Origin of the sequence: Rhizobium sp. CF142, assembly GCF_000281145.1 — a bacterium.
Classification (GTDB): Bacteria; Pseudomonadota; Alphaproteobacteria; order Rhizobiales; family Rhizobiaceae; genus Rhizobium.
In genome coordinates, this window is sequence record NZ_AJWE01000114.1 from 193,767 (window position 1) to 218,534 (window position 24,768).

Sequence of the window (24,768 nt, forward strand, 5' to 3'; positions counted from 1 at the left end):
CGCGTTCTATGCTTGATCGCAAATTATGTCCACCCTTGACAAGGGGATGGGGGCACAATGTCGCGGGAAATTTCAGTGAATTTTTTAAGGCAATCACTGGCTTGCAACTTTGCTGCGTTGCAACAAACGAGGGGGCGTGTTAGGCGCTGGTGAGTTTGCCATACGAATTTGGATTTGCGCCGATGAGGCATACTGTTTTCTGCGTATTGAGCGTCCTCATCACCATTGTCCTGGCTCTCGTTTCGCTCCGTTATTTCACCGATTTCTGGCTGCTTTCGCTCATTTACAGCTTCCAGATTCATCTCAGCATCGTCTGCGCGGTCGGCGCGGTCATTGCCCTCTTTTTCAAGCGGCACTGGTATGGCTTTCTGATGCTGGCGGTGGCAACCTTCCTGAATATCCACGGCGTCATCATGCTGCGCGAATTCGCCGACAGGACGCCTCCGGAGAATGCCCCTCGCCTTTTCCGGCTAATGTCCTTCAATATCGAGAATGACAATTTTGAAAATGGCGGGCGGATTGCCGACGCCATTCTGGCTTCAGGCGCCGATGTGGTCGACATTATGGAGGCCGAGCCGGTCTTTGCGCAATTGCCACGGCTTATGCAGCTCTATCCCTACCGTATCGGCTGCAATGCGAGCGAGACATGCGATACGCTTGTGCTGTCGAAACGTCCCTTTGTCCGGCAGGAGATCCATGACATCGGCGAGCTTTGGAAAAAGCGGCTCGTGTCGGTATCGATCGACTTCGACGGAACGCCTGTCGACCTTCTGTTCCCTCACCTGTCAAAGCCATATTTTGATGATTTCCAGGCTGACGAGCTCGAGGATCTCACGGCCTTCATGCAGTCTCACACGGGTGCACTGGTAGTCGCCGGAGACTTCAATTCCTCGATCCTCGCGCCGACGATTCAGCACTTTCTGCGCGGAACCGGCCTCACCACAGATTTCCCGGAACCAACCACTTGGCCGGTCAGTGCCGGCTCTTTCGGCATCAGCATCGACCATATCTTCGCAAGACCGCCGCTGCTCATCCGCTCGACGAGCCGGCTGGAGGACAGCTTCGGCTCGAACCATTACGGCCTAGTCAGCGATTTCGTTCGCGAATACTGAGCGCGTATCGTCGTCCGAGGCGAGGAAGCCGCCCGACTGGCGTGCCCAGAGCTCGGCATAAAGCCCCCCCTGCTTGAGAAGCGCATCATGCGTTCCTTCCTCGATGATCTTGCCGCGGTCGATCACGACAAGCCTGTCGAGTGCAGCGATCGTCGAAAGCCGGTGGGCGATCGCAAGCACCGTCTTGCCTTCCATCACACGGTTGAGGTTCGACTGTATCGCCTCTTCCACTTCCGAATCGAGCGCCGACGTCGCCTCGTCGAGAACAAGGATTGGCGCATCCTTGAGCATCACACGCGCAATGGCGATACGCTGGCGCTGACCGCCCGAGAGCTTGACCCCGCGCTCGCCGACATGCGCGTCAAAACCTTTGCGGCCCTGCTGGTCCCGCAGCCGCTCGATGAAATCGAGCGCTTCGGCGCGTCTGGCGGCCTCGACAAGGCGCTCCTCGCCGGCGTCGGGTCTGCCGAAGAGGATGTTGTCGCGCACCGAGCGATGCAGCAGCGACGTATCCTGGCTGACCATGCCTATCTGCATGCGCAATGATTCCTGGGTGACGGCGGCGATATCCTGCCCATCGATCAAGATGCGCCCGCCTTCGAGATCGTAGAGACGCAGGAGAATATTCACGAGCGTCGACTTGCCCGCACCGGAGCGGCCGATGATGCCGACCTTTTCGCCCGGACGGATCGTCAGCGAGAAATTGTCGATGACCGCGTTTTCCTTGCCGTAATGGAAGGAAACATTCTCGAAACGGATCCCCGGCTGCCCGACGACGAGTTCCTTCGCATCGGGGCGGTTGACGAGATGCAGCGGTTGGGAAATCAGCTCGGCCGCATTCTGAATGGTGCCGAGATTACGCATGATGCCGTTAAACTGGGTCATCAATCGGCCGAGAAGGAAGTTCAACCGCAGAACCAGCGTCAGCGAAAAGGCGACCCCACCCGAGCTGATCAGCCCGCGCAGCCATAGATCGACGCTGAGGCCGGCCATGGTGACGATCATCAGGCCTGAGAGCAGCGCCATGGAGGCACGAACCCCGGTGATGAAGCGCGTGAACTGCAGAACCGTTTCCTGATAGGCGTTGAAGCCGTCAAGCATGTAGCGGTCGCTCTCCTCGTCGCGTGCGAAGAGCTTCAGCGTCTGGATATTGCTATAGGCATCGACGATGCGGCCATTGAGCAGCGAGGCTGCCTCCGCGGTTTCACGCGAGTGATAGCGAATGCGCGGCACGAAATAGCGGGCAAGCACGCTGAAAGCCGCCAGCCAGAAAAGAACCACCGCCGCCAGCGAGAAATCGAGCTGCCCGACCAGAACTAGCGTGGTGACGGCATAGATGCCGACAAACCAGACGCTTTCCATCAGCGATGTCACGAGATCGCCCGTCGCCTGCCCCGCCGACCAGACCTTGGTAACGATGCGGCCGGAAAAATCGCTCTGGAAGAAGGCAAGCGACTGGCGCGACACGTGGAGATAGGACTGCCAGCGCGCCAGATTATAAAAACCGGGCGTGATCACTTGCTGGTCGATCAGCGCAATCAGGAAGGCGACGACGAAACGGACAATGCCAATCAGCGCCAGCATGCCGAAAATCTCGCCGCCATGGGCGGCAAGAAGCGTGCCCCAGCCGGCTCCGGGCTTGATCGTGCTGAGGATGTCGACGAGGCGCCCGACGAACCAGAAGAGGGCTGCTTCGATTGCCGCCGACATGCCGCCGAGCACCAGCATGGCGATAAACGGCCACTTGGCCTGACCAATATAGAACCAGATGAATCCAAAAGTATTGCGCGGCGGCTGAAGATTGTCGCTGGCGCGGAAAGGATCTATCCAGGTTTCGAACAGGCGAAGGATCGGAGTGAGCAGCATCACCGCGATATAGGCCCGTTCAGAATTGCGGCAAAGAGAATATAAGGCGGACGCAACCTTATATTTTCGTAATGATCGGTAATATCGGCGTCATCTCCATTGATACGGGTAGAAGCAGCCACGATCTCGTGCCATGATCGCACCTTACCGGAGACCGCAGATATGGAAACGAAAACGCTCAATGCGCATCTTCCGCTTTCCCTTGCGGAAAAGCTCGACGCCCTGGCGGATGCGCTGGATGTGCCGCGCGACAGCATCGTGACGGAAGCCATCGCAAGCTGGATCGAACGGGAGGAACGGCTGCGGATTTTCACGCTTCAGTCACTTGCTTCAAACTCGATCATCGTCGTGGAGCATCATCGCGTCATCGATTGGGCCGACAGCCTCTGCGCCGACCGAGTCCGCACGCTCTAAGCGGAAAATTGATTTCTTCAGCAGGACAAAAGAAAAGCCCTCCCCGCAGAAACGGGAAGGGCTTATTTTATTGGGCTGCCACTTCGGCCTCTTCCTCGTGATCGGCAAGGAAGCCGCCGGACTGGCGGTTCCAAAGGTCGGCATAGACGCCGCCATGGCTCACCAGTTCGCCATGCGTGCCGCTTTCGATAATACGGCCCTTGTCGAGCACGATCAGCCGGTCCATCTCGGTCAGCGTCGACAGGCGGTGGGCGATCGCGATGACCGTCTTGCCTTCCATCAGCGCAAAGAGGTTTTCCTGGATCGCCGCTTCCACCTCGGAATCGAGCGCCGAGGTTGCCTCGTCAAGCACCAGGATCGGCGCGTCCTTCAGGAAGACACGGGCGATCGCGATGCGCTGGCGCTGGCCGCCGGAGAGTTTCACACCGCGCTCGCCGACCTGCGCGTCGAGCCCCTTGCGGCCGTGCATGTCGACAAGCCCTTCGATGAACTCCCAGGCATTCGCCCGTCTTGCCGCCTCTATGATGTCCTCATCGGTTGCGTCAGGACGCCCATAGGCAATGTTGTCGCGGATCGAGCGATGCAGCAATGACGTATCCTGCGTCACAACACCAATCAACGAGCGAAGGCTATCCTGCGATACATCTGAGATATCCTGGCCGTCGATGGTGATACGCCCGGCCTCCAGATCGTAGAAACGCAGGAGCAGGTTCATCAGCGTCGTCTTGCCGGCGCCGGAGCGGCCGACCAGACCGACCTTCTCGCCGGCCTTGATATCGAGCGACAGGTTATCGATGACGCCCTTGCCCTTGCCATAGTGGAAGCCGATGCGTTCGTAATGGATCGCACCCTTCTTCGCCGTCAGCGCAGGCGCACCCGGCTTGTCGACGATATCGTGCTGCTTCGACATCATCTCCATCCCGTCATAGACGGTGCCGATGTTTTCGAAGAGCGCCGAGACCTCCCACATGATCCACTGCGACATGCCGTTGACGCGCATCGCAAGGCCGATGGCGATGGAAATCGCACCGACTGAGATCGTGCCGTTCAGCCACAGCCAGATGGACAGGCTGGAAATGATGAACAGCGAAATGCAGTTGTTCATGTAGACGCTCATATGGAAGAGCGTCACCTTGCGCATTTGCCTGTGCACCGTGTCCAGGAAGCCGTCCATGCTCTCCTTGGCATAGACCTCTTCACGGCCTGCATGCGAGAACAGCTTCACGGTTGCAATATTCGTATAGCTGTCCACGACGCGGCCGGTCATCAGCGAGCGCGCATCCGCCTGCTGGGCCGCAATCTTGCGAAGCCGCGGCACGAAATAGGCGACGATGCCGATATAGATGCCGAGCCAGGCGAGGATCGGCAGCATCAGCCGCCAGTCGGCAGCCGCGATGATGACGATCATCGACAGAAAGTAGGTCACGACATAGACGAAGACGTCGAGGATCTTCATGACCGTTTCGCGCACGGCAAGCGACGTCTGCATGACCTTTGTGGCAACGCGTCCGGCAAACTCGTTGGCAAAGAAGGTCATGCTATGGCGCAGCAGGAAGCGGTGCATCTGCCAGCGCGCGATCATCGGATAATTGCCGAGCATCATCTGGTGCATGATCAGCGAATCGAGACCGGCAATGAGCGGCAGTCCGATCAGCACCAGCGCACCCATCCAGATCAGCTTGTGACCTTCATTCTGGAGGAAGGTCGCCTTGTCGGCATTCGTCAACCAGTCGACGATATCGCCAAGGAACTGGAAGAGCGCGACTTCACCGACTGCGATCAGCGCCGTCAGGAAAGCCATGAGCGCAAGCCATCCGGCCGCCGGCTTGCTGTAGTGCCAGCAGAAGGCAAAAAGACCCTTCGGGGGAGCGACCGGCTCCTCGCTCGGATAGGGATTAAGTCGCCGTTCGAACCAGTCAAACATGAAATCGCTCCAGAACTTCCGCGTTCCGGCCCCGGCTTTGCGCTCTTAGGGCGCACGAAAGCACATATGGGAACCGAAGGCTCAAGGGGCGAGGCCGTAATGGCCGCGCAATTATTCAAAATGGGCAATTGGGGAAAGAAAAGCGCCTTAAACGCGCCAGGTCGCCAAGCGTGGCATCACGGGCGGGAGACGCATCAGCACAAATGTATCCATGTCGGCGCTCCCTGTTGGCGATTGAAGATATGCACCGATAACGCGAAAATGCCTAAATTTCCAGCCCCGACCACTCGGAAAGTGACCATCGAAAGGTCAAAAAGCGTTTTGTTGCCTCAAAATCACAGTTCGGATAGTCAACTGCGTATCATCTCAACGGACAATTTCCCATGGCAGACCTGAGACTGGCGCTCTATCAACCCGATATTCCCGGAAATACCGGAACGATCCTGCGCCTTGCCGCCTGCCTGGGCTTTGCGGTAGACATCATCGAGCCCGCCGGTTTCGACATTTCCGATCGAAACCTCAAGCGGGCGGGCATGGACTATCTGGCCGCCGCCGCCCTCACCCGCCATGTCAATTGGGAACGCTTCGAGGAATGGCGTGCAGCCACCGGCCGACGCTTGATCCTCGCCACCACGAAGGCATCGCAGCGCTACACGGATTTCGCCTTCCGTCCCGACGATATCCTGCTCTTCGGCCGCGAAAGTGCCGGCGTGCCCGATCATGTGCATGGACGCACCGACGGGCGCATTCTGATTCCGATGGTGGACGGCCAACGTTCGATCAACCTTGCAGTCTCCGCCGCGATGATAACGGGCGAGGCAATGCGGCAGACCGTCTGGTCGTGAACCGGCCCTATGCCGATCTTTGGCGGCCCTGATGTCGCAAACGACGCTATGAATCGACGCAAAAGGCCCTATATTAATTAGCCAGGCAATCAATAAATCTGCACAAGCAGTGAGATTCCAATGATTTACTCGACTACGGAAACGTAGAATCGAGAAAACCTTCTCAAGAAGAAGAAAAAGACCAAGACCATGGAATCCACGATCGTCATGATCAATCTGTTCGGCGCGATTGCGCTGCTGCTCTTCGGCCTTGCGCAGGTCAAGGACGGCGTCACGCGTGCCTTCGGCGCACGCCTGAGGACCGGGCTTGCGACGGGCACCGCGAACGGGCCGCGCTCGATCCTGTCAGGTTTCCTGGCAACCATCGCCCTTCAAAGTTCGACTGCGACGGCCCTGATGACGGCCTCTTTTGTGGAACGCGACCTCATCAAGCCACGTATGGCCCAGATCGTGCTGCTCGGCGCCAATGTCGGGACTGCCGTGACCGCCTGGATAGTCGCTACCGGCATCGAATGGCTTTCGCCGCTGCTCATTCTCGGCGGCATCGTGCTCTATCGCGGAAAGTCCAGCGCCCGCCACGGCGGCGGCGCGGCCATGATCGGCATCGGCCTGATGCTGCTCTCCCTGCATCTGCTCAGCAATGCGACGGAGCCCATGCGCACGTCGCCGGCACTGGCTGCCTTCATCGGCCTGCTCGGCGATGCCTGGCCCGTTGCTCTGGTTCTTTCCGCAGCGCTCGCCTTCATTTCGTCGTCGAGCCTTGCAGTCGTCGTCCTGATCCTGTCGCTCGCGTCAACGGGTATCGTGTCCCCGGAACTGATCATCGTTCTCGTCCTCGGCGCCAATCTCGGCGGCGCGATTCCGCCTGTTGTCGCCACCCTCTCCGGCCCTGCCTCGGCGAGACGCGTCACGCTCGGCAATCTCATCGTTCGCACCGCGGGCTGCCTGATTGCGCTGCCGCTTGCCGGCTATGCGGCGCCGCTGCTTCAAATGCTGCCCTTCGGCCCCGCCAAGCTGCCAGTCGATACGCATCTGATTTTCAACATCCTTCTTGCCGCCGTCGCCTGGCCTTTTTCGCGGATGTTGGCTGTCTTTACCGCACGCTTGGTGCCCGATGACGTGCAGCCGGATCAGGGTCCCAAGTTTCTTGATATGCAGGAGCTGTCGACGCCCGTCGTGGCCCTTGCCAGCGCGACACGCGAAGTGCTCGGCGTCGGCGATCTGATCGAACGCATGCTCCTGCGCGCTTCCGATGCCTTCGAACATAATGACATGTCCAAGCTCGCCGAGATCCCTGCGCTCGAAAAGCGCGTGGATCTGCTGCAGCAGGAGGTGAAGGTCTATCTCTCCAAGCTCGGCCGCGGCGGTCTCAGCGACGAGAATGCTCGCCGCTCTATCGTTATCATCGACTACGCGATCAATCTCGAGCATATGGGCGACATCATCGAGAAAGGCTTGCTGGAGCAGGTCGGCAAGAAGGTCTCGCTCGGCCTGAAATTCTCCGAAGACGGCTACAGGGAATTGCGAAAACTGTTTGATCTGACGATCGACAACCTGCGCGTCGCCCAGACGATCTTCGTCACCCGCGACTTCAATCTCGCCCGGCAGATGATGGAAGTGAAGGTCGAGGTCCGCCGCATGGAAAAGCAATCAGCCGAGCGGCATCTGGAGCGGCTGCGCGACGGGCGTACCGACAGCCTCCAGACGAGCTCACTTCATCTCGATATGCTGCGTGACCTGAAGCGTATCAATGCACACATCGTCTCAGTGGCGCATCCGATCCTCGACGAAAGCGGCCTTCTGATCGAAAGCCGCCTGCGTGATGCAGCCGAATAAGTTCAATCGGCGGATGGCAAGCGACGCATCGTGAATTCGATCTGGTCGCCTTCCAGCTGGCGCCAGCTTTCCACTTCGGTCCAATAGGCGGCTTTCGGATATTCATCGAACCATTCGCGCGCCTTGGCGCGGGCTTCCAGAAGCCCCATCCGGTATGTTTCGCGGACAAAATGATCGCGCGCGCGGGCGGACACCTCTGCCCGATGCTTTGCTATTCTGCGCTTCAAGCCTTCGAAGGGCGGAGGCCCCGGAATTTTCGCCATAAAACCTACCTCTGAATGAAAAGTAGTATCGAAATCCGCCCTTTGCGAGTCGAATCTTGCAGGCGCTTTCCACTGCTGGCAGGCTTCTGCTGCACCTGCTAAACCGGGATTGTAATCAACAAAGAGCGAATCGCATGGAAAGACCGGAACTGCCGATCGGCCTGCCCGAAGACATCGAGGACAAAAAGACCGCCGCCCGTACATGGTTCGAGGGACTGCGGGACACGATCTGTGCTTCCTTCGAAGCGCTGGAGGATGAACTCGAAGGCCCCCTCTCCGATCAGGAGCCCGGCCGCTTTGTCGCCAAGGACTGGTCGCGCGAAAACGATGCCGGCGGCGGTGGCCGCATGTCGATGATGGAAGGCCGCGTCTTCGAAAAGGTCGGCGTTCATACATCCACCGTCTATGGCGAATTCGCGCCCGACTTCCGGGCACAGATACCGGGCGCCGCCGAAGATCCGCGCTTCTGGGCATCGGGGATTTCGCTGATCGCCCATCCGGTCAATCCCAACGTGCCGGCCGTTCACATGAACACCCGCATGGTCGTCACCACCAGCCACTGGTTCGGCGGCGGCGCCGACCTAACCCCGGTTCTCGGTCGCCGTCGCACGCAGGAGGATGAAGACACACAGCTCTTCCACAAGGCCATGGAAATCACCTGCCGCAACCATGCGGTCGCCGATTACGAGGCCTACAAGAAATGGTGCGACGACTATTTCTTCCTCAAGCACCGCAACGAGGCGCGCGGTGTCGGCGGCATCTTCTACGACTGGCTGCATTCCGACGAGGAAGCCGGCGGCTGGAAAGCCGATTTCGCCTTCACACGTGACGTCGGCCGGGCCTTCGCCATGGTGTACCCCAAGATCGTCCGCTCAAACTTCAACAAGGACTGGACGGAGGCCGACCGTGACGAACAATTGATTCGCCGTGGCCGCTATGTCGAGTTTAATCTGCTCTACGACCGAGGGACGATCTTCGGCCTGAAAACCGGCGGCAATGTCGAATCCATTCTTTCTTCCCTGCCGCCCGTCGTGCGCTGGCCATAGGCCGGCGCCAAGCATGCGGGCAAAGACCGGCGTGCTGATAAATTTGAAATACTATTCCGGTAAAATCGCGTTGAACGGCCTTCATCAGAACTGAGTGCGTCCTAAATTAGTCTCTGTGCGTTACAATCGGAGGAGGATTGTCATGACGGTACAAAGCAGCTCGCCTGCTTCTGCAGATATCCAGGAAACGTCCCGCGCAATCGAAGCGCCCGAGTTTCTAACGCGCATCGCCGAAGCCCTGAGAGCGAAAAGCGGCTCCGACCTGCCGCTTTCCTGCTTTGTCGAGCAGGTGAAATTGCAGCTCGCAGGCGGCAAGACTCCGGAAGAACTTCAACAGCAGGCAACAGGTGCAGCCAACAGCAACAAGCCTGCGCACCTTTCGGAGACTTACATGGCCTGGGCAATGCCCCATCAATAAACAGAGCCTTTCGGCCGGCGTCCGAGTCGGCCGAAGCTTTCTCCCCGGAACCTTCTCCGTTGCCGCACATTCCTCAAGCGCGCGAAAGCGCGATGGTTTTGCATTTCAGAGACAGGAGAAGACCATGCGACTTTTCGAATGCGGTACACTCGTTCCCGGATGCGATTGGCACACCCGGGCCGACAATGACGCTGAAGTCGTTCGCCGCGCCGTCGAACATATGAGAACCGCCCACGGCGAAACGACCATTCGCGAAAACATGGTGGACAATATCAAGGCCCGCATCCGCGACGAAGCGAACGCGGCCTGATCTCAGCCTGCAATCTCCGAGAGCCGGGCGAGCAATGCCGCCCGGTCGGAGACAAAATTCTCTTCTACCCACTGGTTTTCCAAGGTCGACAGGATTTCACCGACCTTCGGGCCGGCCTGTATGCCCGTGGCCATCACATCTGCGCCATTCAGCGGAAACTGCGGCTTCCTCCAGATTCGTGCATGATCCAGAAGCTTCGAAAGCCGCGCCGAACGACTCATCTCATCAAAACTACCATTCTCTGCCTTGCCCCGAGCAACGCCAAGCGCCAGTTTCAACCGCACGATGATGCCGTCTGCGCCGTTTCTGTAGAGCAGCTTCTCGAAAGCGGCGGCTGAAATCTCGTCATTAACGGGCGCAGCCTTGGCCCAAGCCCGAAAATAAGCCGTTTCCGCATTCGAAAATTTCAGCCGTGCTGCCAACTCCTCCAGCCGCGCCGGATCGGGCGGAACGATCGAGGCAAGCCGCAGCAAAGGATCAAGCTCCCAGCCGAGCGCCTTCTCGGTCGCAACAAGTGCCGGAATAGCATCGATGCCCCATTTTTCCGTTTCCGGCAGGATTTCCGAGAGAACCGCGACCTGCCGCATCCAGAGAAGCGCCCGGCCGGGATCTTCCGCCGACAGGAGTTTTCTGAGCTCCGACCAGACCCGTTCGGCTGACAGCGTCTTCAGCTTCGAACGCGCAACCGACGACGCTCTCAGCCCCTCTGCATCGGGCCGTCCGGAACCGTACCAGGCGAAGAAACGGAAGAAGCGCAGGATGCGCAGATAATCCTCGGCGATCCGCGTCGCTGCATTGCCGATGAAGCGGATATTGCGCTTCTCGATATCATCGAGCCCGCCGACGAGATCGATCACCTCACCCGCAGCATTTGCGTAAAGCGCATTGATGGTGAGGTCGCGCCGTTCCGCATCCGATTGCCAGTCCGCGCTGAAGGCCACCTTGGCGCGACGGCCGTCCGTTTCCACATCGGTACGCAGCGTCGTCACTTCGAAGGGGCGGCCATCGATGACGAGCGTCACCGTTCCGTGGTCAATGCCGGTCGGCACCGCCTTGATGCCGGCAGCAGAGGCCCGCTCAATGACTGCTTCCGGCAGCAGTGTGGTAGCGATATCGATATCGGCGACGGCTAGCCCCATCAGGCTGTTGCGCACCGCGCCGCCGACCACACGCCCTTCCCCGCCATCCGCGTTGAGCAGCGCAAAGACCCGGCCGAGCGCCGGATCCTGAAACCATGCCTGGTCGGCCACTGAGGTCATGCATAGAGCCTTTCATAGAGCGTACGGACAATGCCGGCGGTGATGCCCCAGATCATCCACGTTTCATAGGGCATGCGGTAGAAATGCCGGTCGATACCGTCAACCACGCGCTTGTCCCTGTTGTGATTGGCAGGATTCATCAGGAAGGAAAGCGGCACCTCGAAAACATCGTCCACTTCGATCGGATTGAGCTGCAGCGAAAAACCGCGTTGCACCACGCCGAGAACGGGCGTGATGCGGAACCCTGTGGATGACAGATAGTTCGGTAGCCGGCCGACCGTCTCGACGAAGCCGCCGCCAAGGCCGATCTCCTCCTCGGTTTCGCGGATCGCGGCCATCTCGGGCGAGACATCCTCGGGATCGATCGAACCACCGGGAAAGGCGATCTGGCCGGAATGTTTGCGAAGTGTCGACGTCCGCTTGGTGAAGATCACCTTCGCCTCGTCGCCATCATCGACGACGGGCACCAGCACCGCCGCATCACGGAGCTTCAAGGTCTCGGCCAGCGCAACGATATCGGGATTGAGCACATGGTCGCCATGGTCGCGCCAGGCGTGATCGATGGGCGCACCGACCTGGTTGAGCGCGCGGCGACGAAACTCGGCAGCCGAAAACGGGGGATAGGTCTTGCTGATCGCTTCACTCATCGGGAGGCTGCTTCCAGTTCGTCGGCCGGCATGATCGGAAAAATCTCGCCACCGGAGCGAACGACGAACATCTCCCGGCCGGCGACCTCGGCTACCTCTCCGAGTTCGACCAGTTCATACATCACGGCGCGTGATATCAATGCTTCAAGCCGGCCCCGCACGTGCAGATGGGGCTTTAATTCGTCATCCCCGGCATGGTCAGGGAAGCGCAGCGGATGATCCTTGCCGGCCTCGATAATATCCCCGACATTGGTGCGAAAGGTCAAAACCCGCTGGCCCTCCCGCTCGCTCGCATTCATCTCGACGGCGACAAAGGGCGCGTCAATGACCCTGATGCCGACCTTTTCCACAGGAGTTACGAGATAGGTCTTCCCGTCTTCATCTTTGCGCAGAACGGTCGAAAAAAGCTGGACGAGCGGCTGCCGGCCGATCGGCGTACCCATGTAGAACCATGTGCCATCCGCACGGATTTCCATATCGATATCGCCGCAAAAGGGCGGATTCCACTTTTCGACGGGCGGCAATCCGCGCTTTTTGCCGGATTTCGCCTCGGAAGCGCGCGAGATCAGCGCGGCAAGCCCCGCTGCATCCGCCATCTGCTTCATTTCCTCGGCTGCCATTCTTCTGTCCCGGTTTGCTTTTAACGAAATAAAGTCACGAGATAGTCATTTGAAACAAACTTGTCAGCCCGCAACATCTTCATAACTGTATCGGGTATGAGGCACGCCTATTAAAGTCAGACGATTCGCAGCCGAATGATTTCAGCCGTTGGAGATGCCCGTGGGTATGATCAAGACCGAAGCCAGCCTCGATGAACAGGCGATTGTCGCCGCCGCAGAAAGAGCGCTATCCGATATCGCCGCCATCCGCACGGAAGTTTCCAAGGTCATCTTCGGTCAGGAAAGCGTGGTTGAAAACACGCTTCTCGCCGTTCTCTCTGGTGGTCATGCCCTCCTCGTCGGTGTTCCCGGCCTTGCCAAGACGAGGCTCGTGACAACGCTCGGCGAAGTCCTCGGCCTTGCCGCAAACCGCATCCAGTTCACGCCCGACCTGATGCCTTCGGATATCCTCGGTTCCGAAGTGATGGACCAGGACGAGAGTGGCCGCCGCTCCTTCCGTTTCGTCAAGGGGCCGGTTTTCGCCCAGCTTCTGATGGCCGACGAAATCAACCGCGCTTCGCCGCGCACCCAGTCGGCACTTCTGCAGGCGATGCAGGAATATCATATCACCATTGCCGGCCAGCGTTATGACCTGCCGTCGCCCTTCCACGTTCTCGCAACGCAGAACCCGCTGGAGCAGGAAGGCACCTATCCGCTTCCCGAAGCCCAGCTCGACCGCTTCCTTCTGCAGGTCGATGTTCACTACCCCGAGCTTGCGGCCGAACGCCAGATCCTGCTGGAAACCACCGGCCTCACCGAAGCCAAGCCGCAGCCGGTCATCGACGCTGCACGTCTCGTCGAAATCCAGACGCTCGTCCGCCAGATGCCGGTCAGCGACACGGTCGTCGATGCCATCCTTTCCCTGGTCCGCTCCGCCCGTCCGGGCCAAGGCAATGCCTCCACCGACAAGCATGTCGCCTGGGGTCCCGGCCCGCGCGCCGGCCAGGCGATGATGCTCTGCGCCCGTGCCCGTGCCCTCTACGAAGGCCGTCTGGCGCCCTCGCTCGACGATATCTATGCGCTCGCCGAGCCTGTTCTCGAGCACCGTATGGCGCTGACTTTCGCCGCCCGTGCCGAGGGCATGTCGGTGCGCGATGTCATCGCCGGACTGGTCCAGCAGGCAAAGGGATAAGGAAGCGCAGCGCGTGGCATCCATCGGACAGATCGTCAATCCGACACCCGGCAATGATGCCCTTTCCCGCGCAAGACAGCGGGCCGCCCTCGTGCCGGATTGCCTGGTCGAAGCCAAGCGCATCGCCAATACCGTGATTGCCGGCTGGCATGGCCGCCGAAAGCGCGGCATCGGCGAGAATTTCTGGCAGTTCCGCCCCTACAGCGAAGGTGAAAGCCTGTCGCGCATCGACTGGCGCCGCTCCGCCCGCGACGACCATACCTATGTGCGCGACCGCGAATGGGAGGCCGCCCACACGATCTGGCTCTGGGCCGACATGTCGCCCTCGATGATGTTCAAGTCGAGCTATGGCAGCGTGTCGAAGGAAAGTCGGGCGCTCGTCATCATGCTGGCGCTCGCCGAAATCCTCGCCCGCTCCGGCGAGCGCATCGGCTGCCCCGGCGTGATGGAACCAGTCTCAGCCCGCAATGCAGCCGAAAGGCTGGCAGCCGCCCTGATGCACGCGCCACTGACTGGCGGCCTGCCTGAAACCGCGATGGTGCGGGGTTGGAGCGACCTCATCCTCATCGGCGATTTCCTCGATGACGCGCCGTCCATTATGGCGCGGCTCGGCCCGCTTGCCCGCCGCGGCCTGCGTGGCCATGTGGTCGAGATCGCCGATCCGGCTGAGGAAATCTTCCCCTATAACGGCCGCACCGAATTCACCGATCCGGAAACCGGCGAAAGGCTGACCTCCGGGCGAGCGGAGAGCCTGCGGGAAGCCTATCGCAACGCCTATCTCGCCCGACGCGAAAATCTCGGCCAATCCCTGCGCCATCTCGGCTGGACCTTCGTCAGCCACCGCACCGATCATCTGGCGTCCGAAGCGCTGGTTGCCGTCCATATGTATCTTTCCGGCATGCCGGCAAAGGCAACGCATGGAGGACAGTTTTGAGCGCGCTTCCCTTCGCCTTCGCCTATCCCGCTATCCTCGGCGCGCTGATTGCCCTTCCCGTCATCTGGTGGCTGCTGCGGCTCACCCCGCCGCGCCCGCAGGCGGAAGTCTTTCCGCCGCTGAAAATCCTCGCGACTGTGCTGAAGCGCGAGGAAACGCCGGCGCAAAGCCCTTGGTGGCTGACGCTGCTGCGCATGCTTCTGGCAGCCGCCATCATCTTCGCGATCGCCGACCCGGTCTTCAATCCGCGCACCAGCTCGCTCGCATCGGGTGGTCCGCTCGTCCTTTTCGTCGACAATAGCTGGGCTTCGGCACCCGATTGGGAGCGCCGCGTCCAGACGGCCGACGCGCTGATCGACGATGCCGAGACTGCCGGCGCTGTCGTCTCCATCGCGTTCACCGCCGACTCGACCAATAACGCGACACCCGGCACTGCGGCTGCCGCCCGCGAAAAGCTCCGCGCCGCGGAACCGAAGCCGCTTGTGCCGGATCGCCAGCGGGCTTTCGAAGCGCTGCGCGCCGCCCTGAACGGCACGCATCCCGGCACGCTTGCCTTCCTCACCGACGGTGCAGCAAGCAGCGACAACGATGCTATCGTCCGTCAACTCTCCGACCTTCGGCCCGCCGAACTGCGCGTGATCGAAGGCGATGCTGCCCAGACGGTAGCAATCTCGGGCGCCACCAATACGGCCGATGCGATGACGGTCAAGGTGACCCGCCTCAACCCCGGTGGCTCGGCCTCTGTCCCGCTCAACGCACAGGACGCGCAGGGCCGCGTGATCGCCACTGGCAGGGCCGACTTCGCCCCCGGCCAGACGGCCGTCAATGCCGGCATTTCCGCCCCCTTCGAGATGCGCAACGATTTTGCCCGCGTCAGCATCAATACCGGCGCCACCGCCGGCGCGGTGCATTTGCTCGACGATGCCTTCAAGCGCCGCAGGGTCGTGCTTCTCTCGGGCGAAAGCGGCGATGAATTCCAGCCGCTGCTGTCCCCGCTCTACTACATCCAACGGGCGCTCGAACCCTATGCGGACCTGGTGCGGCCGACCGATGCCAATCTTTCGGTCGCGATCCCGAAGCTGCTCGCCAATAATCCCTCGATCATCATCATGGCCGATATCGGCCGTCTTCCGGAGGATACCTACGCGCCCCTGCAGCGCTGGATATCGAATGGCGGCATGCTGCTGCGCTTTGCCGGCCCGCGCCTTGCCGCGGCACCTGCCGAAGATCCGCTGATCCCGGTCACCCTGCGCCAGGGGGAACGCGCGCTTGGCGGCAGCCTGTCCTGGAGCGAGCCGCAAGCGCTCGCCGAATTCCCTGGATTCAGCCCGTTTGCCGGCATACCGCGTCCGACCGACGTGACGGTCAACCGCCAGGTGCTGGCAGAGCCGACACCCGATCTTGCCGAGCGGACATGGGCAAGCCTTGCCGATGGTACGCCGCTCGTAACCATGAACAGGATGAATGCCGGCCAGATCGTGCTCTTCCATGTGAGTGCCGAAGCGACCTGGTCGAACCTGCCGATTTCTGGCACCTTCGTCGAAATGCTGCGCCACCTCATCCAGATCTCGCGCTCCGGCGGGGTAACCTCGGAATCATCAGGCAGTGCGCGCGTTGCCGAAACCCTGCCGCCCTTCCGCATGCTGACCGCCAAGGGCATCCTGGTCACCGAAACCGGCAATGCCCGTCCGCTGATCCCGAATGCCAAGGCAGCACCCGTTGCCAATTTCGACAATCCACCCGGCCTCTATGGCTCCGAAGATGGCTTCACGGCGCTGAACGTTCTGCCCGACAATGCCGAGCTGAAACCGCTCGACATAGCCGGCGTCAATGTCGCGCGCGCCGGCCTTGTCGGTGGCGAAAGCTGGTCGGCCAAGCCCCTGCTCTTCTTCATCGCCTTCCTGCTGCTTCTGGCCGATAGCCTGATCGTGCTCTTCATGAACGGTGCCTTCTCTCGCATGCGCCCGCGCGCTCGGGCTGCGGCGACGATCGCCGTCGCACTTGCGGCCGGCCTGATGCTGCGGCCGGACATCTCGCATGCCAATGACACCCAGCCGGGCGACGACATCATCATGCAGCGGCTCGACAATACCCATCTCGCCTATGTCGTGACCGGCGAGCAGGATGTGGACAATATTTCTGAAGAGGGGCTCAATGGCCTCACGAGATTCCTGACCTACCGCACCACGCTGGAGCCGTCCCCGCCCGTCGGCATTGACCTGAATAAGGACGAGCTATCCTTCTACCCGATCATCTACTGGCCGATTTCGGCAACCGCGCCGATGCCGTCCAACGCCGCCATCAGCCGTATCGACGCCTATATGCGCAATGGCGGAACGGTGCTTTTCGATACGCGCGACCAGTTCGACTCCCTCGAAGGCGGCAGCGACACGACCGCCAACGGCCAGCGCCTGCAGCAGATCCTCGCCAATCTGGATATTCCGCCGCTGGAACCCGTTCCGCACGACCATGTGCTGACCAAGTCCTTTTATCTGCTGTCCAGCTTCCCCGGCCGCTACGCCGGCAGCCCGCTCTGGATCGAGGCGCGACAGGGCGGCCAGAACCAGAACAGCGCCAACAGGCCGGCCGCGGCCGCAGACGGCGTCTCGCCGATCCTGATCACCGCAAACGATTTTGCCGGCGCGTGGGCCGTCGACGACAATGACACGCCGCTGCTGCCCACCGTGCCGCCGGATGAGACGCAGCGCGAATATGCCTTCCGCGCCGGCGTCAACATCATGATGTATATGCTGACCGGCAACTACAAGACAGACCAGGTTCACGTGCCCGACCTGCTCGAACGGCTGGGGCAGTGATATGACGCTCGATTATTCACCCTTCCTGCCCTGGCCCTTTTTGTCGGTACTGACCGGCATCGTGCTCCTGATCGCCGTATTCGCGATCTGGCGCGGCATACGTGGCGCATGGATCCGTACGCTTGCGGCGCTGGCGCTACTGGCAGCACTTGCCAATCCGGTACTGCTGCAGGAAGACCGCGACCAGCTTTCGACCATCGTCCCCGTCATCGTCGACCGCAGCCAGAGCCAGCAGACGGCCGACCGCATGAAGATGACGGATGATGCGCTGGCATCCTTGAAAACCCAGCTCGCCCGCTTTCCGCAGATCGAGCCCCGCTTCGTGGACGTGAATGAGGACCGCAATTCCGACGTGCCCTCAACACGCCTCTTCGAGGCCCTGTCGGCTTCGATCGCCGATGTACCGCCCTCGCGCGTCGGCGGCGCGATCATGCTGACGGATGGCGAGGTGCATGATGTGCCCGGCGTCAATCAGGCACTCGGTTTCGACGCGCCGATCCACGGTCTCATCACCGGCAAGCCGAACGAGTTCGACCGCCGCATCGAGGTCATCAAGGCGCCCCGCTTCGGCATCGTCAACGAGGAACAGCAACTCGTGCTGCGCGTCTTCGACGACGGCCCGAGTCCCGGCGGCGCTGCGAATGTGACGGTGCGCCTCAACGGCGACGAGATCGCCACCCTGCAGGCAACACCCGGCCAGGATACACCCTTCTCCTTCAAGGTGACCCGCGGTGGCCCGAACGTGCTGGAATTCTCCGTCGCCGGCATTCCCGGCGAAGTGACGGATGCCAATAATCGCGCCGTGCACATCATCGATGGCATCCGCCAGAACCTGCGCGTTCTCCTCGTCTCGGGCGAACCGCATGCCGGCGAACGCGCCTGGCGCAACCTCCTGAAGTCCGACGCATCAGTCGATCTCGTGCATTTCACCATCCTGCGTCCGCCGGAAAAGCAGGACGGGACGCCGATCAACGAGCTGTCGCTGATCGCATTCCCGACCCGAGAACTCTTCGTCGACAAGATCAAGGATTTCGACCTGATCATCTTCGACCGCTATCAGGATCGCGCCAATGTGCTGCCGATGCTCTACTACGACAACATCGCGCAATATGTGGAAAATGGCGGCGCACTGCTGATCGCCGCCGGCCCTGAGCATGCAAGCCCGGAGTCGATCGCGATGACTCCGCTTGCCTCCGTACTGCCGGCAGAGCCGACCGGCCGGATGATCGAGCAGGCCTTCTATCCCCGTCTTTCCGAACAGGGCCGCAAGCACCCCGTCACCCGCGGGCTTGACGGTTCCGGCGATGAGCCGCCGCATTGGGGTCGCTGGTTCCGCAGCGTCGATGTCGACCGGCCGCAGGGCCAGACGGTGATGGTCGGCGCCGACAATCACCCGCTGCTCGTCCTGAACCGTGCCGGCCAGGGCCGTGTCGCCATGCTGCTTTCCGATCAGGGCTGGCTCTGGGCGCGTGGCTTCGAGGGCGGCGGCCCGCACGTCTCGCTCTATCGCCGCATCGCCCACTGGTTGATGAAAGAACCGGCACTGGAGGAAGAGGCGCTGACGGCGCGCACCTCCGGCCGCACGCTGGAAATCACCCGCCAGACGATTGGCGATGCCCCTGGGGACGCGGTCGTGCGATACCCTTCGGGCAGGACCGAGAACCTGCCGCTGACGCAGACCGAGCCCGGCCTCTACAAGGCCGAAAAGCGCATGGACGAAATCGGCCTTTTCGAAATCCGCAACGGCGATCTGACCACGCTCGCCCATGTCGGCGCCGTCGATGCGCCGGAATTCAAGGCGATGATTTCGACAACCGCTGCGCTGAAGCCGATCACCGACAAGAGCCGCGGTCTCGTCACACGCGTCGTCAACAATGCCGGCGCCATTACTGTCCCGCCGATCCTGCCGGTGCGCGGCCAGGTGCGCGTAGCAGACAATGATCGCATGGCGATCCGCATGACCAATGAGACCGTGCTGAAGGGCATCAATACCCTGCCGCTCTTTGCAGGCTTCGCAGGTGTCGGAATCCTGCTCCTCGCCTTTGGCGCCATGTGGTGGCGTGAAGGAAGATAACGATGCCGGAATTCGAGCTCACCGCCGCCCCGTCACCGGAAGAGCTCGCCATCATCGTCGACGGCCTGACAGCCTTCAACGCTGGGGATGTTGGCCCGTCCGAACGGCAGGCGCTTGCCGTTCTGATCCGTGATACCGATGGCAAGGTCTCCGGCGGTCTTTCCGGCTACACCGCCTGGGGCTGGCTCTTCGTGCAGATGCTCTACATTCCCGACATGCTGCGCGGCAGTGGCATGGCTGGCAAGATCCTCGCGAAGGCGGAAGAAGAAGCCGCCGCCCGGGGCTGCCGTGGCGCCTGGATCGATACGTTCAACCCGCACGCGCTCGGCGCATATAAGCGTCAGGGCTACGAAGTGTTTGGCGAACTGCCGGATTTCCCCGAGGGCAGAACGCGGACCTTCCTCAAGAAGATGCTCTGACGAGAGCAATTCCAGTAAAAGTGCGCAGCGGTTTTGCGTCCGGAATTGCGTGAGAACAAAGAGAGGGAGTGTTTCCGTGATCCGAAGAAGAACGGAAATGCTCTATCGCCGCCAGGCGATCGTGCCTTTCAGCCGCTCATGCGTGTCTTCGGCGATCGGGACGACGAGCACACGGCCCGGATCGACGGGACTGGGAAAAGTCAATGCGCCATAGGCGACCTTCTCGAAGCCGAGCGGGCCGTAATACGGCGGATCACCGACGAGGATGATGGCTTCAGAACCCTTGCGTTTGGCGGCTTCGACCGCGATGCGCACCAGTTCCCGGCCAATGCCCTTGCTCTTGTGCGACGGCCGCACGGCAAGCGGCCCCAAGAGATGGCCTTTCACCGTTCCGGCCAGAACCGGCGTCATCCGCACTGAAGCGATCGTCTCGCCGTCATCGGCGCAGATAAACGAGAGCGATAGGTCATGCGGTCCCTGCTCGCGAATACGGGCAGCAGCGCGCGTGTGCCGGCCGGGACCGAATGCTTCTTCGTTGATGTGTTCGATTGCGGCGTCGTGAGACGCATCCTCAGTGAGGTAGACGAGATCGTGCTTGTACATGAGCATGGGAACAGAGACCGGATAAACGCAGATATATGGGTTCGCGAACACGCCGTCAGGCGTTCGGGAGCATCAGCGTCGTCGCAGGCCTCTGAGAATAGACATCAAGCAGGATTCCAGAAATTTGTGAGGAAGGCGGATAGCAGGAAAAATTTCCGTCGTCCATTGCAAAAATTCGGTCAGGAATGAAGCGACCGAGACGCAGTGTTCAATCTTTACCGACCTGCAAAAAGCGGTGTGCCGCGATATCTATGCGCAACGGACAATTTCAGAGGAAAGAAACATGGGCATGCTGGTAGACGGCGTCTGGCATGACGTCTGGTACGATACGAAGGAAACGAAGGGCCATTTCAAGCGTCAGCCCTCGCAGTTCCGCAACTGGATCACAGCTGACGGAGAGGCTGGTCCCAGTGGCAAAGGCGGCTTTAAAGCCGAGGCTGGCCGTTATCACCTCTATGTCTCCCTCGCCTGCCCCTGGGCGCATCGCACGCTGATCTTTCGCAAGCTGAAGAAGCTCGAAGACCTGATTTCCGTTTCGGTCGTCGATCCGCTGATGCTGGAAAATGGCTGGGAGTTCAAGGTCGTTAACGGCGCCACCGGCGATCACCTTTTCGGCTCCAAGGCACTCTGGGAAATCTACGTGAAGGCCGATCCGCACTATTCCGGCCGCGTCACCGTACCCGTTCTCTGGGACAAGCGAACGAGCACGATCGTCAACAACGAATCAGCTGAAATCATCCGCATGTTCAACAGCGCCTTCAATCATCTGACGGGCTCGACGGCGGATTACTACCCGGAAGACCTTCGGGCTGATATCGATGCGTTGAATGACATCGTCTATGACACTGTCAACAACGGCGTTTACAAGTCGGGCTTTGCCACCACGCAAGCGGCTTATGAGGAGAATGTCGTCAAGCTCTTCGAAACGCTGGATAAGCTCGATGAGCGTCTCGGCAAGGGCCGCTACCTTTTCGGCGATCGCCAGACCGAGGCCGATTGGCGGCTCTTCACGACGCTGGTGCGTTTCGACCCGGTTTATGTCGGCCATTTCAAGTGCAACATCCGCCGCATCGAGGACTACCAAAACCTGTCGGGCTATCTGCGTGACCTTTATCGGACTCCCGGTGTCGCTGAGACGGTGAACCTGCGCCACATCAAGGAGCACTATTACCGCAGCCACAAGACCATCAACCCGACCGGCATCGTGCCATCAGGGCCGGCACTCGATCTCGACCGGCCGCACGGCCGGGACAGGCTCGCAGCCGCAGCCTGAGCCTCACCAGTAATGTGCCGGCTCCGCCTCACCGCGGAGCTCGGCAAGCCTTCTATGCGTCGCTTCCGTCGTTTCAGCCGGCAGATTGTCGATTTCGAAGAAGCCGCTATCGGCAATCTCCCAGTTCGGTGGCCGCGGCGCGGTCTGCTCCACCGTGGCGCGATAGAAGACCACATGGTCGCGCCGGGTGATGTTGGTGTTGAAATAGACGTGAAAGAGCTGCGGCTTGCCCACGATCCTGAGGTTGCCTTCCTCCCGCAATTCCTTGATGAGCGCCTCTTCTGCCGTCTCGTTCCGCTCCAGCCCGCCGCCCGGCATATGCCATCCGCCGGTATAGCCGTGACGAACGAGAAAGAGGCGTCCCTGCTCGTCGAAACAGGCGGCACGCACCCCCATTGTCATGCCGCGCGCGATGGAAAAATACACGTGCAGCAGCCGCACCAACACTTTCGTGTGAAGGGGCCATGTTTGTTTGTCTGCCATGGGTTCTTTCATACTCTCATCGCGGGGATGTGTTTGAATTGTAAATAAGCTGGTCTATGTGTCGTTGCATGTTCAAGCTCGCGCATATCTCCGACGTCCATCTCGGACCCCTGCCCCGCCTTTCCATTCACGAACTTTTCTCAAAACGTATTACGGGCTTTGTGAACTGGCACCGCAACCGGCGCAAGCATCTTTTCGGCAGCACGCTCGATCTGTTGCTAGACGATATCCGCACCCACAAGGCCGACCATCTGGCGGTGACCGGCGACCTCGTCAACCTCGCAAGCGGCATCGAGATCCGGAGCGCGGCAGCCTGGCTGCGCGAACTCGGCGATCCCGCCGCTACATCGGTCGTCCCTGGTAACCACGATGCCTATGTGCCGGGCGCCTATGAGAAGTCGATGCGCGCCTGGTACGACTATGTGCGCGGCGATCTCGCTCCGCCGCAATGGGAAGAAGACCGGCACATATTCCCTTACCTTCGCATCCGCGACAAGGTCGCGATCGTCGGCTGCTCGACCGCCGTCGCAACTCCGCCCTTCGCGGCCTCCGGCTTCTTCGGCGCACGCCAGGCGCGCGATACGGTCAACATGCTGCGCGCCGCCGGCGAGGCCGGCCTGTTCCGTGTCGTCATGATCCACCATCCTCCGATCCGCGGCGCGACCTCTTTCTACAAACGCATGATCGGCATCCGCCGCTTTGCCGCCGTCGTTTCCACCGGCGGAGCTGAGCTCGTGCTGCACGGCCATACTCATCTCAACACCCTCCACTGGCTGCGCGGACAGACAGGCCCGGTACCCGTCGTCGGCATAGCTTCGGCGTCGCAAGGACCGGGTGGCATCAAGCCCCGCGCCGCCTACAATCTCTTCTCCATTTCCGGTTCTCCCGGCGCCTGGGAAGTGAAGGGCGAGCGCTTCAGCATAAATGACACGGGCGACGGCATGATGCAGGAAAGCGCTGATATTTTCGCGCTTTAGAGGCGATTGCGGAATCAACTTCGGCAGTTGTTGAATCACCGTGTGAAGAGCGATCGCCAATGTCGCAACATAGGCAATAAAGGCCGCCGGGGCTCTTGGTATTTTTAAGCGTCGGCGTACAATTCAACAACCGCAGCGCTTCAAAACGGAGTACGCCCGATGACTGTTTCTCTTCATCGCCTGTGCAGACTTTCGCTTGTTTCCGTCTTTGCTTTTGGTCTCGCTACGTCCGCTTTCGCGGTCGGTGGCGGAAACGATGACACCTCCCCGCCGCAGAAGACCCAAACGACCAAGACCTGCACCAAAGGCAAGGTCTGGGATGCCAAGAAGAAGGAATGCGTCGATCCAAAGAAGCAGAGCTTCAACGATGACGATCTCTACAAGTTCGCCCGCGAATTTGCCTATACCGGCCAGTATGAGAACGCCATCACGGTGCTCAGTCTCGCCAAAAACCAGAACGATCCGCGCATCCTGAACTATCTGGGCTACGCCAACCGCAAGGCCGGCCGCATGGAGCTCGGCATGTCCTACTACAAGAAGGCGCTGCAGCAGGATGAGAACTACATTCTTGCCCGCTCCTATATGGGCATGGCGCTTGTCGAGCAGGGAGACATTCAGGGCGCCCGCGTCCAGCTCGTCGAGATTCGCGACCGCGGCGGTGAAAATACCTGGGCCTATCGCGCTCTGCTGCAGAGCCTGAACGGCTACAGGACATATTGAGGCAAGCTCCGCGGGGTATGGTGCGGAAATCCCTTGGGATGGGATGGATGAATTGAACCCCGCGCTTGCGAAATACAGGCGACTTGTTCCATAAAAGCCGTCTGCATGGCCGGGATGAATACGATGGCTTCGCACCCGCGGGCAATGCCTGCATGCGAAGCTGGCCCATATTTGAAGCTGGTATGAGTTTCGGCCAATGTGAATGCTTCTTGGAAAAACCATGCGCCAACCCGCCACTACCACCGATATCCGGCGTGATCTTGTCGGTCTCCTGCCCCGCCTCCGCCGCTTTGCCATCACGCTCGCGGGAGAGACAGCTGCGGCCGATGAGCTGGTCCAGGCAGTCTGTCTGCGTGCAATTTCCAAAGGGCATCAGTGGAATGGTGAAGGCCGGCTGGAAAGCTGGATCTATACGCTTGCCCGCCAGCAGTGGGCCGATGACAGCCGCAAGCGGAAGCCGCGTCCGGTCGCACGGGGCAATGTAACCGATATCCGCGATGCCATTCGCGACCGTACAGCGCTCGTCGATACCGACGCCCTGCACCGTATGCTCGCGGAAATGCCCGAGGGCGTGGCCAGCATCTTCGTGCTGATCGATGTGGAAGGTCACAGCTATCAGCAGGCCGCCGAAATCATGGGCATCGCAATTGGCAACATTGCCGGTCAGCTTGCCACCGCACGACTCCATTTCGCCGCATTGTCCGGTCACAATCCGCCCGTCCACAGGTACTGACTGAT

Annotated in this window: 23 protein-coding genes and 1 pseudogene; 16 read left to right on the plus strand and 8 right to left on the minus strand. The window is 60.5% G+C overall.

Features of this window, described 5'->3' with window-relative positions; genetic code table 11:
* The first annotated feature begins 182 nt into the window (after window positions 1-182).
* A complete protein-coding gene (locus tag PMI11_RS28830; protein ID WP_007824438.1) occupies window positions 183-1,112 on the plus strand; it encodes an endonuclease/exonuclease/phosphatase family protein in 930 nt (309 codons plus the stop codon).
* Here PMI11_RS28830 and PMI11_RS28835 read toward each other — a convergent pair.
* Window positions 1,083-2,978 (minus strand): ABC transporter ATP-binding protein, encoded by a 1,896-nt coding sequence (locus PMI11_RS28835; protein ID WP_007824440.1) that lies wholly within the window; start codon window positions 2,976-2,978, stop codon window positions 1,083-1,085. The genes PMI11_RS28830 and PMI11_RS28835 overlap by 30 nt on opposite strands.
* Window positions 2,979-3,140: 162 nt before the next feature.
* Here PMI11_RS28835 and PMI11_RS28840 point away from each other — a divergent pair, with 162 nt between their 5' ends.
* A complete protein-coding gene (locus tag PMI11_RS28840; protein ID WP_007824443.1) occupies window positions 3,141-3,392 on the plus strand; it encodes a CopG family ribbon-helix-helix protein in 252 nt (83 codons plus the stop codon).
* 67 nt (window positions 3,393-3,459) lie between these two features.
* Here PMI11_RS28840 and PMI11_RS28845 read toward each other — a convergent pair whose 3' ends face one another.
* Window positions 3,460-5,316, minus strand: coding sequence for an ABC transporter ATP-binding protein (locus tag PMI11_RS28845; protein ID WP_007824445.1), 1,857 nt, complete (start codon window positions 5,314-5,316; stop codon window positions 3,460-3,462).
* A 383-nt stretch (window positions 5,317-5,699) separates the two neighbouring features.
* Between PMI11_RS28845 and PMI11_RS28850 the strand changes: the two genes are divergently transcribed.
* On the plus strand, window positions 5,700-6,161 hold the full coding sequence (locus PMI11_RS28850; RefSeq protein ID WP_007824447.1) for a tRNA (cytidine(34)-2'-O)-methyltransferase: 462 nt from the start codon (window positions 5,700-5,702) through the stop codon (window positions 6,159-6,161).
* Window positions 6,162-6,350: 189 nt separating this feature from the next.
* Entirely contained in the window at window positions 6,351-7,997 is a 1,647-nt protein-coding gene (locus tag PMI11_RS28855) for a Na/Pi cotransporter family protein (protein ID WP_007824449.1), read from the plus strand.
* A gap of 2 nt (window positions 7,998-7,999) precedes the next feature.
* Here the strand turns inward: PMI11_RS28855 and PMI11_RS28860 are convergent, their stop codons facing one another.
* Window positions 8,000-8,260 (minus strand): hypothetical protein, encoded by a 261-nt coding sequence (locus PMI11_RS28860; RefSeq protein ID WP_007824451.1) that lies wholly within the window; start codon window positions 8,258-8,260, stop codon window positions 8,000-8,002.
* Between the two features lie 134 nt (window positions 8,261-8,394).
* Between PMI11_RS28860 and hemF the strand changes: the two genes are divergently transcribed.
* The 3 genes from hemF to PMI11_RS28875 all read left to right on the plus strand — a co-directional run bounded on the left by hemF (window position 8,395) and on the right by PMI11_RS28875 (window position 10,034).
* Window positions 8,395-9,306 (plus strand): oxygen-dependent coproporphyrinogen oxidase, encoded by a 912-nt coding sequence (gene hemF / locus PMI11_RS28865; protein WP_007824452.1) that lies wholly within the window; start codon window positions 8,395-8,397, stop codon window positions 9,304-9,306.
* A gap of 142 nt (window positions 9,307-9,448) precedes the next feature.
* Window positions 9,449-9,724 carry a hypothetical protein gene (locus PMI11_RS28870; RefSeq protein ID WP_007824453.1) on the plus strand — a complete coding sequence of 92 codons (276 nt, stop codon included), beginning with the start codon at window positions 9,449-9,451 and terminating at the stop codon, window positions 9,722-9,724.
* 124 nt (window positions 9,725-9,848) lie between these two features.
* Window positions 9,849-10,034 carry a DUF1059 domain-containing protein gene (locus PMI11_RS28875; protein ID WP_007824454.1) on the plus strand — a complete coding sequence of 62 codons (186 nt, stop codon included), beginning with the start codon at window positions 9,849-9,851 and terminating at the stop codon, window positions 10,032-10,034.
* Window positions 10,035-10,036: 2 nt separating this feature from the next.
* On the opposite strand, the gene PMI11_RS28880 is transcribed toward PMI11_RS28875, so the two are convergent.
* The 3 genes from PMI11_RS28880 to PMI11_RS28890 are packed head-to-tail and all read right to left on the minus strand — an operon-like array spanning window position 10,037 to window position 12,560.
* The gene (locus tag PMI11_RS28880; protein WP_007824455.1) at window positions 10,037-11,293 is read right to left on the minus strand and encodes a CCA tRNA nucleotidyltransferase; all 1,257 of its coding nucleotides are present in this window, start codon (window positions 11,291-11,293) and stop codon (window positions 10,037-10,039) included.
* Window positions 11,290-11,940: a CoA pyrophosphatase gene (locus PMI11_RS28885; protein WP_007824456.1), complete on the minus strand. Its 651-nt coding sequence runs from the start codon at window positions 11,938-11,940 to the stop codon at window positions 11,290-11,292. Before PMI11_RS28885 ends, PMI11_RS28880 begins: the two co-directional genes overlap by 4 nt.
* A complete protein-coding gene (locus PMI11_RS28890) occupies window positions 11,937-12,560 on the minus strand; it encodes a DUF1285 domain-containing protein (protein ID WP_007824457.1) in 624 nt (207 codons plus the stop codon). Before PMI11_RS28890 ends, PMI11_RS28885 begins: the two co-directional genes overlap by 4 nt.
* A 160-nt stretch (window positions 12,561-12,720) precedes the next feature.
* Between PMI11_RS28890 and PMI11_RS28895 the strand changes: the two genes are divergently transcribed.
* The 5 genes from PMI11_RS28895 to PMI11_RS28915 are packed head-to-tail and all read left to right on the plus strand — an operon-like array spanning window position 12,721 to window position 19,974.
* On the plus strand, window positions 12,721-13,731 hold the full coding sequence (locus tag PMI11_RS28895) for an AAA family ATPase (protein WP_007824458.1): 1,011 nt from the start codon (window positions 12,721-12,723) through the stop codon (window positions 13,729-13,731).
* Between the two features lie 13 nt (window positions 13,732-13,744).
* Window positions 13,745-14,665 (plus strand): DUF58 domain-containing protein, encoded by a 921-nt coding sequence (locus tag PMI11_RS28900; protein ID WP_007824460.1) that lies wholly within the window; start codon window positions 13,745-13,747, stop codon window positions 14,663-14,665.
* Window positions 14,662-17,481 carry a DUF4159 domain-containing protein gene (locus PMI11_RS28905; protein ID WP_007824462.1) on the plus strand — a complete coding sequence of 940 codons (2,820 nt, stop codon included), beginning with the start codon at window positions 14,662-14,664 and terminating at the stop codon, window positions 17,479-17,481. The genes PMI11_RS28900 and PMI11_RS28905 overlap by 4 nt, the downstream gene beginning before the upstream one ends.
* A gap of 1 nt (window position 17,482) precedes the next feature.
* Window positions 17,483-19,555 carry a membrane protein gene (locus PMI11_RS28910; protein WP_007824464.1) on the plus strand — a complete coding sequence of 691 codons (2,073 nt, stop codon included), beginning with the start codon at window positions 17,483-17,485 and terminating at the stop codon, window positions 19,553-19,555.
* 2 nt (window positions 19,556-19,557) lie between these two features.
* Window positions 19,558-19,974 carry a GNAT family N-acetyltransferase gene (locus PMI11_RS28915; RefSeq protein ID WP_007824466.1) on the plus strand — a complete coding sequence of 139 codons (417 nt, stop codon included), beginning with the start codon at window positions 19,558-19,560 and terminating at the stop codon, window positions 19,972-19,974.
* Between the two features lie 102 nt (window positions 19,975-20,076).
* On the opposite strand, the pseudogene PMI11_RS28920 reads toward PMI11_RS28915, so the two are convergent.
* A pseudogene (locus PMI11_RS28920) lies at window positions 20,077-20,650 on the minus strand (N-acetyltransferase).
* Window positions 20,651-20,860: 210 nt separating this feature from the next.
* Between PMI11_RS28920 and PMI11_RS28925 the strand changes: the two are divergent.
* Window positions 20,861-21,850: a glutathione S-transferase family protein gene (locus PMI11_RS28925; protein WP_007824470.1), complete on the plus strand. Its 990-nt coding sequence runs from the start codon at window positions 20,861-20,863 to the stop codon at window positions 21,848-21,850.
* 3 nt (window positions 21,851-21,853) lie between these two features.
* On the opposite strand, the gene PMI11_RS28930 is transcribed toward PMI11_RS28925, so the two are convergent.
* On the minus strand, window positions 21,854-22,333 hold the full coding sequence (locus PMI11_RS28930) for an NUDIX domain-containing protein (RefSeq protein WP_007824472.1): 480 nt from the start codon (window positions 22,331-22,333) through the stop codon (window positions 21,854-21,856).
* A 68-nt stretch (window positions 22,334-22,401) separates the two neighbouring features.
* Here PMI11_RS28930 and PMI11_RS28935 point away from each other — a divergent pair, with 68 nt between their 5' ends.
* The 3 genes from PMI11_RS28935 (at window position 22,402) to PMI11_RS28945 (ending at window position 24,763) form a co-directional block, all read left to right on the plus strand.
* Entirely contained in the window at window positions 22,402-23,310 is a 909-nt protein-coding gene (locus PMI11_RS28935) for a metallophosphoesterase family protein (protein ID WP_007824474.1), read from the plus strand.
* Window positions 23,311-23,469: 159 nt separating this feature from the next.
* Entirely contained in the window at window positions 23,470-24,030 is a 561-nt protein-coding gene (locus PMI11_RS28940) for a tetratricopeptide repeat protein (RefSeq protein WP_007824476.1), read from the plus strand.
* 220 nt (window positions 24,031-24,250) lie between these two features.
* Window positions 24,251-24,763 carry an RNA polymerase sigma factor gene (locus PMI11_RS28945; RefSeq protein WP_007824478.1) on the plus strand — a complete coding sequence of 171 codons (513 nt, stop codon included), beginning with the start codon at window positions 24,251-24,253 and terminating at the stop codon, window positions 24,761-24,763.
* The last annotated feature ends 5 nt before the right edge of the window (window positions 24,764-24,768 follow it).

What these genes read in the sequence shown, in the direction of transcription:
- PMI11_RS28830 (WP_007824438.1), top strand. Translation starts at nt 183, where the DNA reads ATGAGGCATACTGTTTTCTGCGTATTGAGCGTCCTCATCACCATTGTC.
- PMI11_RS28835 (WP_007824440.1), bottom strand. Translation starts at nt 2,978, where the DNA reads ATGCTGCTCACTCCGATCCTTCGCCTGTTCGAAACCTGGATAGATCCT.
- PMI11_RS28840 (WP_007824443.1), top strand. Translation starts at nt 3,141, where the DNA reads ATGGAAACGAAAACGCTCAATGCGCATCTTCCGCTTTCCCTTGCGGAA.
- PMI11_RS28845 (WP_007824445.1), bottom strand. Translation starts at nt 5,316, where the DNA reads ATGTTTGACTGGTTCGAACGGCGACTTAATCCCTATCCGAGCGAGGAG.
- PMI11_RS28850 (WP_007824447.1), top strand. Translation starts at nt 5,700, where the DNA reads ATGGCAGACCTGAGACTGGCGCTCTATCAACCCGATATTCCCGGAAAT.
- PMI11_RS28855 (WP_007824449.1), top strand. Translation starts at nt 6,351, where the DNA reads ATGGAATCCACGATCGTCATGATCAATCTGTTCGGCGCGATTGCGCTG.
- PMI11_RS28860 (WP_007824451.1), bottom strand. Translation starts at nt 8,260, where the DNA reads ATGGCGAAAATTCCGGGGCCTCCGCCCTTCGAAGGCTTGAAGCGCAGA.
- hemF (WP_007824452.1), top strand. Translation starts at nt 8,395, where the DNA reads ATGGAAAGACCGGAACTGCCGATCGGCCTGCCCGAAGACATCGAGGAC.
- PMI11_RS28870 (WP_007824453.1), top strand. Translation starts at nt 9,449, where the DNA reads ATGACGGTACAAAGCAGCTCGCCTGCTTCTGCAGATATCCAGGAAACG.
- PMI11_RS28875 (WP_007824454.1), top strand. Translation starts at nt 9,849, where the DNA reads ATGCGACTTTTCGAATGCGGTACACTCGTTCCCGGATGCGATTGGCAC.
- PMI11_RS28880 (WP_007824455.1), bottom strand. Translation starts at nt 11,293, where the DNA reads ATGACCTCAGTGGCCGACCAGGCATGGTTTCAGGATCCGGCGCTCGGC.
- PMI11_RS28885 (WP_007824456.1), bottom strand. Translation starts at nt 11,940, where the DNA reads ATGAGTGAAGCGATCAGCAAGACCTATCCCCCGTTTTCGGCTGCCGAG.
- PMI11_RS28890 (WP_007824457.1), bottom strand. Translation starts at nt 12,560, where the DNA reads ATGGCAGCCGAGGAAATGAAGCAGATGGCGGATGCAGCGGGGCTTGCC.
- PMI11_RS28910 (WP_007824464.1), top strand. Translation starts at nt 17,483, where the DNA reads ATGACGCTCGATTATTCACCCTTCCTGCCCTGGCCCTTTTTGTCGGTA.
- PMI11_RS28915 (WP_007824466.1), top strand. Translation starts at nt 19,558, where the DNA reads ATGCCGGAATTCGAGCTCACCGCCGCCCCGTCACCGGAAGAGCTCGCC.
- PMI11_RS28925 (WP_007824470.1), top strand. Translation starts at nt 20,861, where the DNA reads ATGGGCATGCTGGTAGACGGCGTCTGGCATGACGTCTGGTACGATACG.
- PMI11_RS28930 (WP_007824472.1), bottom strand. Translation starts at nt 22,333, where the DNA reads ATGGCAGACAAACAAACATGGCCCCTTCACACGAAAGTGTTGGTGCGG.
- PMI11_RS28935 (WP_007824474.1), top strand. Translation starts at nt 22,402, where the DNA reads ATGTTCAAGCTCGCGCATATCTCCGACGTCCATCTCGGACCCCTGCCC.
- PMI11_RS28940 (WP_007824476.1), top strand. Translation starts at nt 23,470, where the DNA reads ATGACTGTTTCTCTTCATCGCCTGTGCAGACTTTCGCTTGTTTCCGTC.
- PMI11_RS28945 (WP_007824478.1), top strand. Translation starts at nt 24,251, where the DNA reads ATGCGCCAACCCGCCACTACCACCGATATCCGGCGTGATCTTGTCGGT.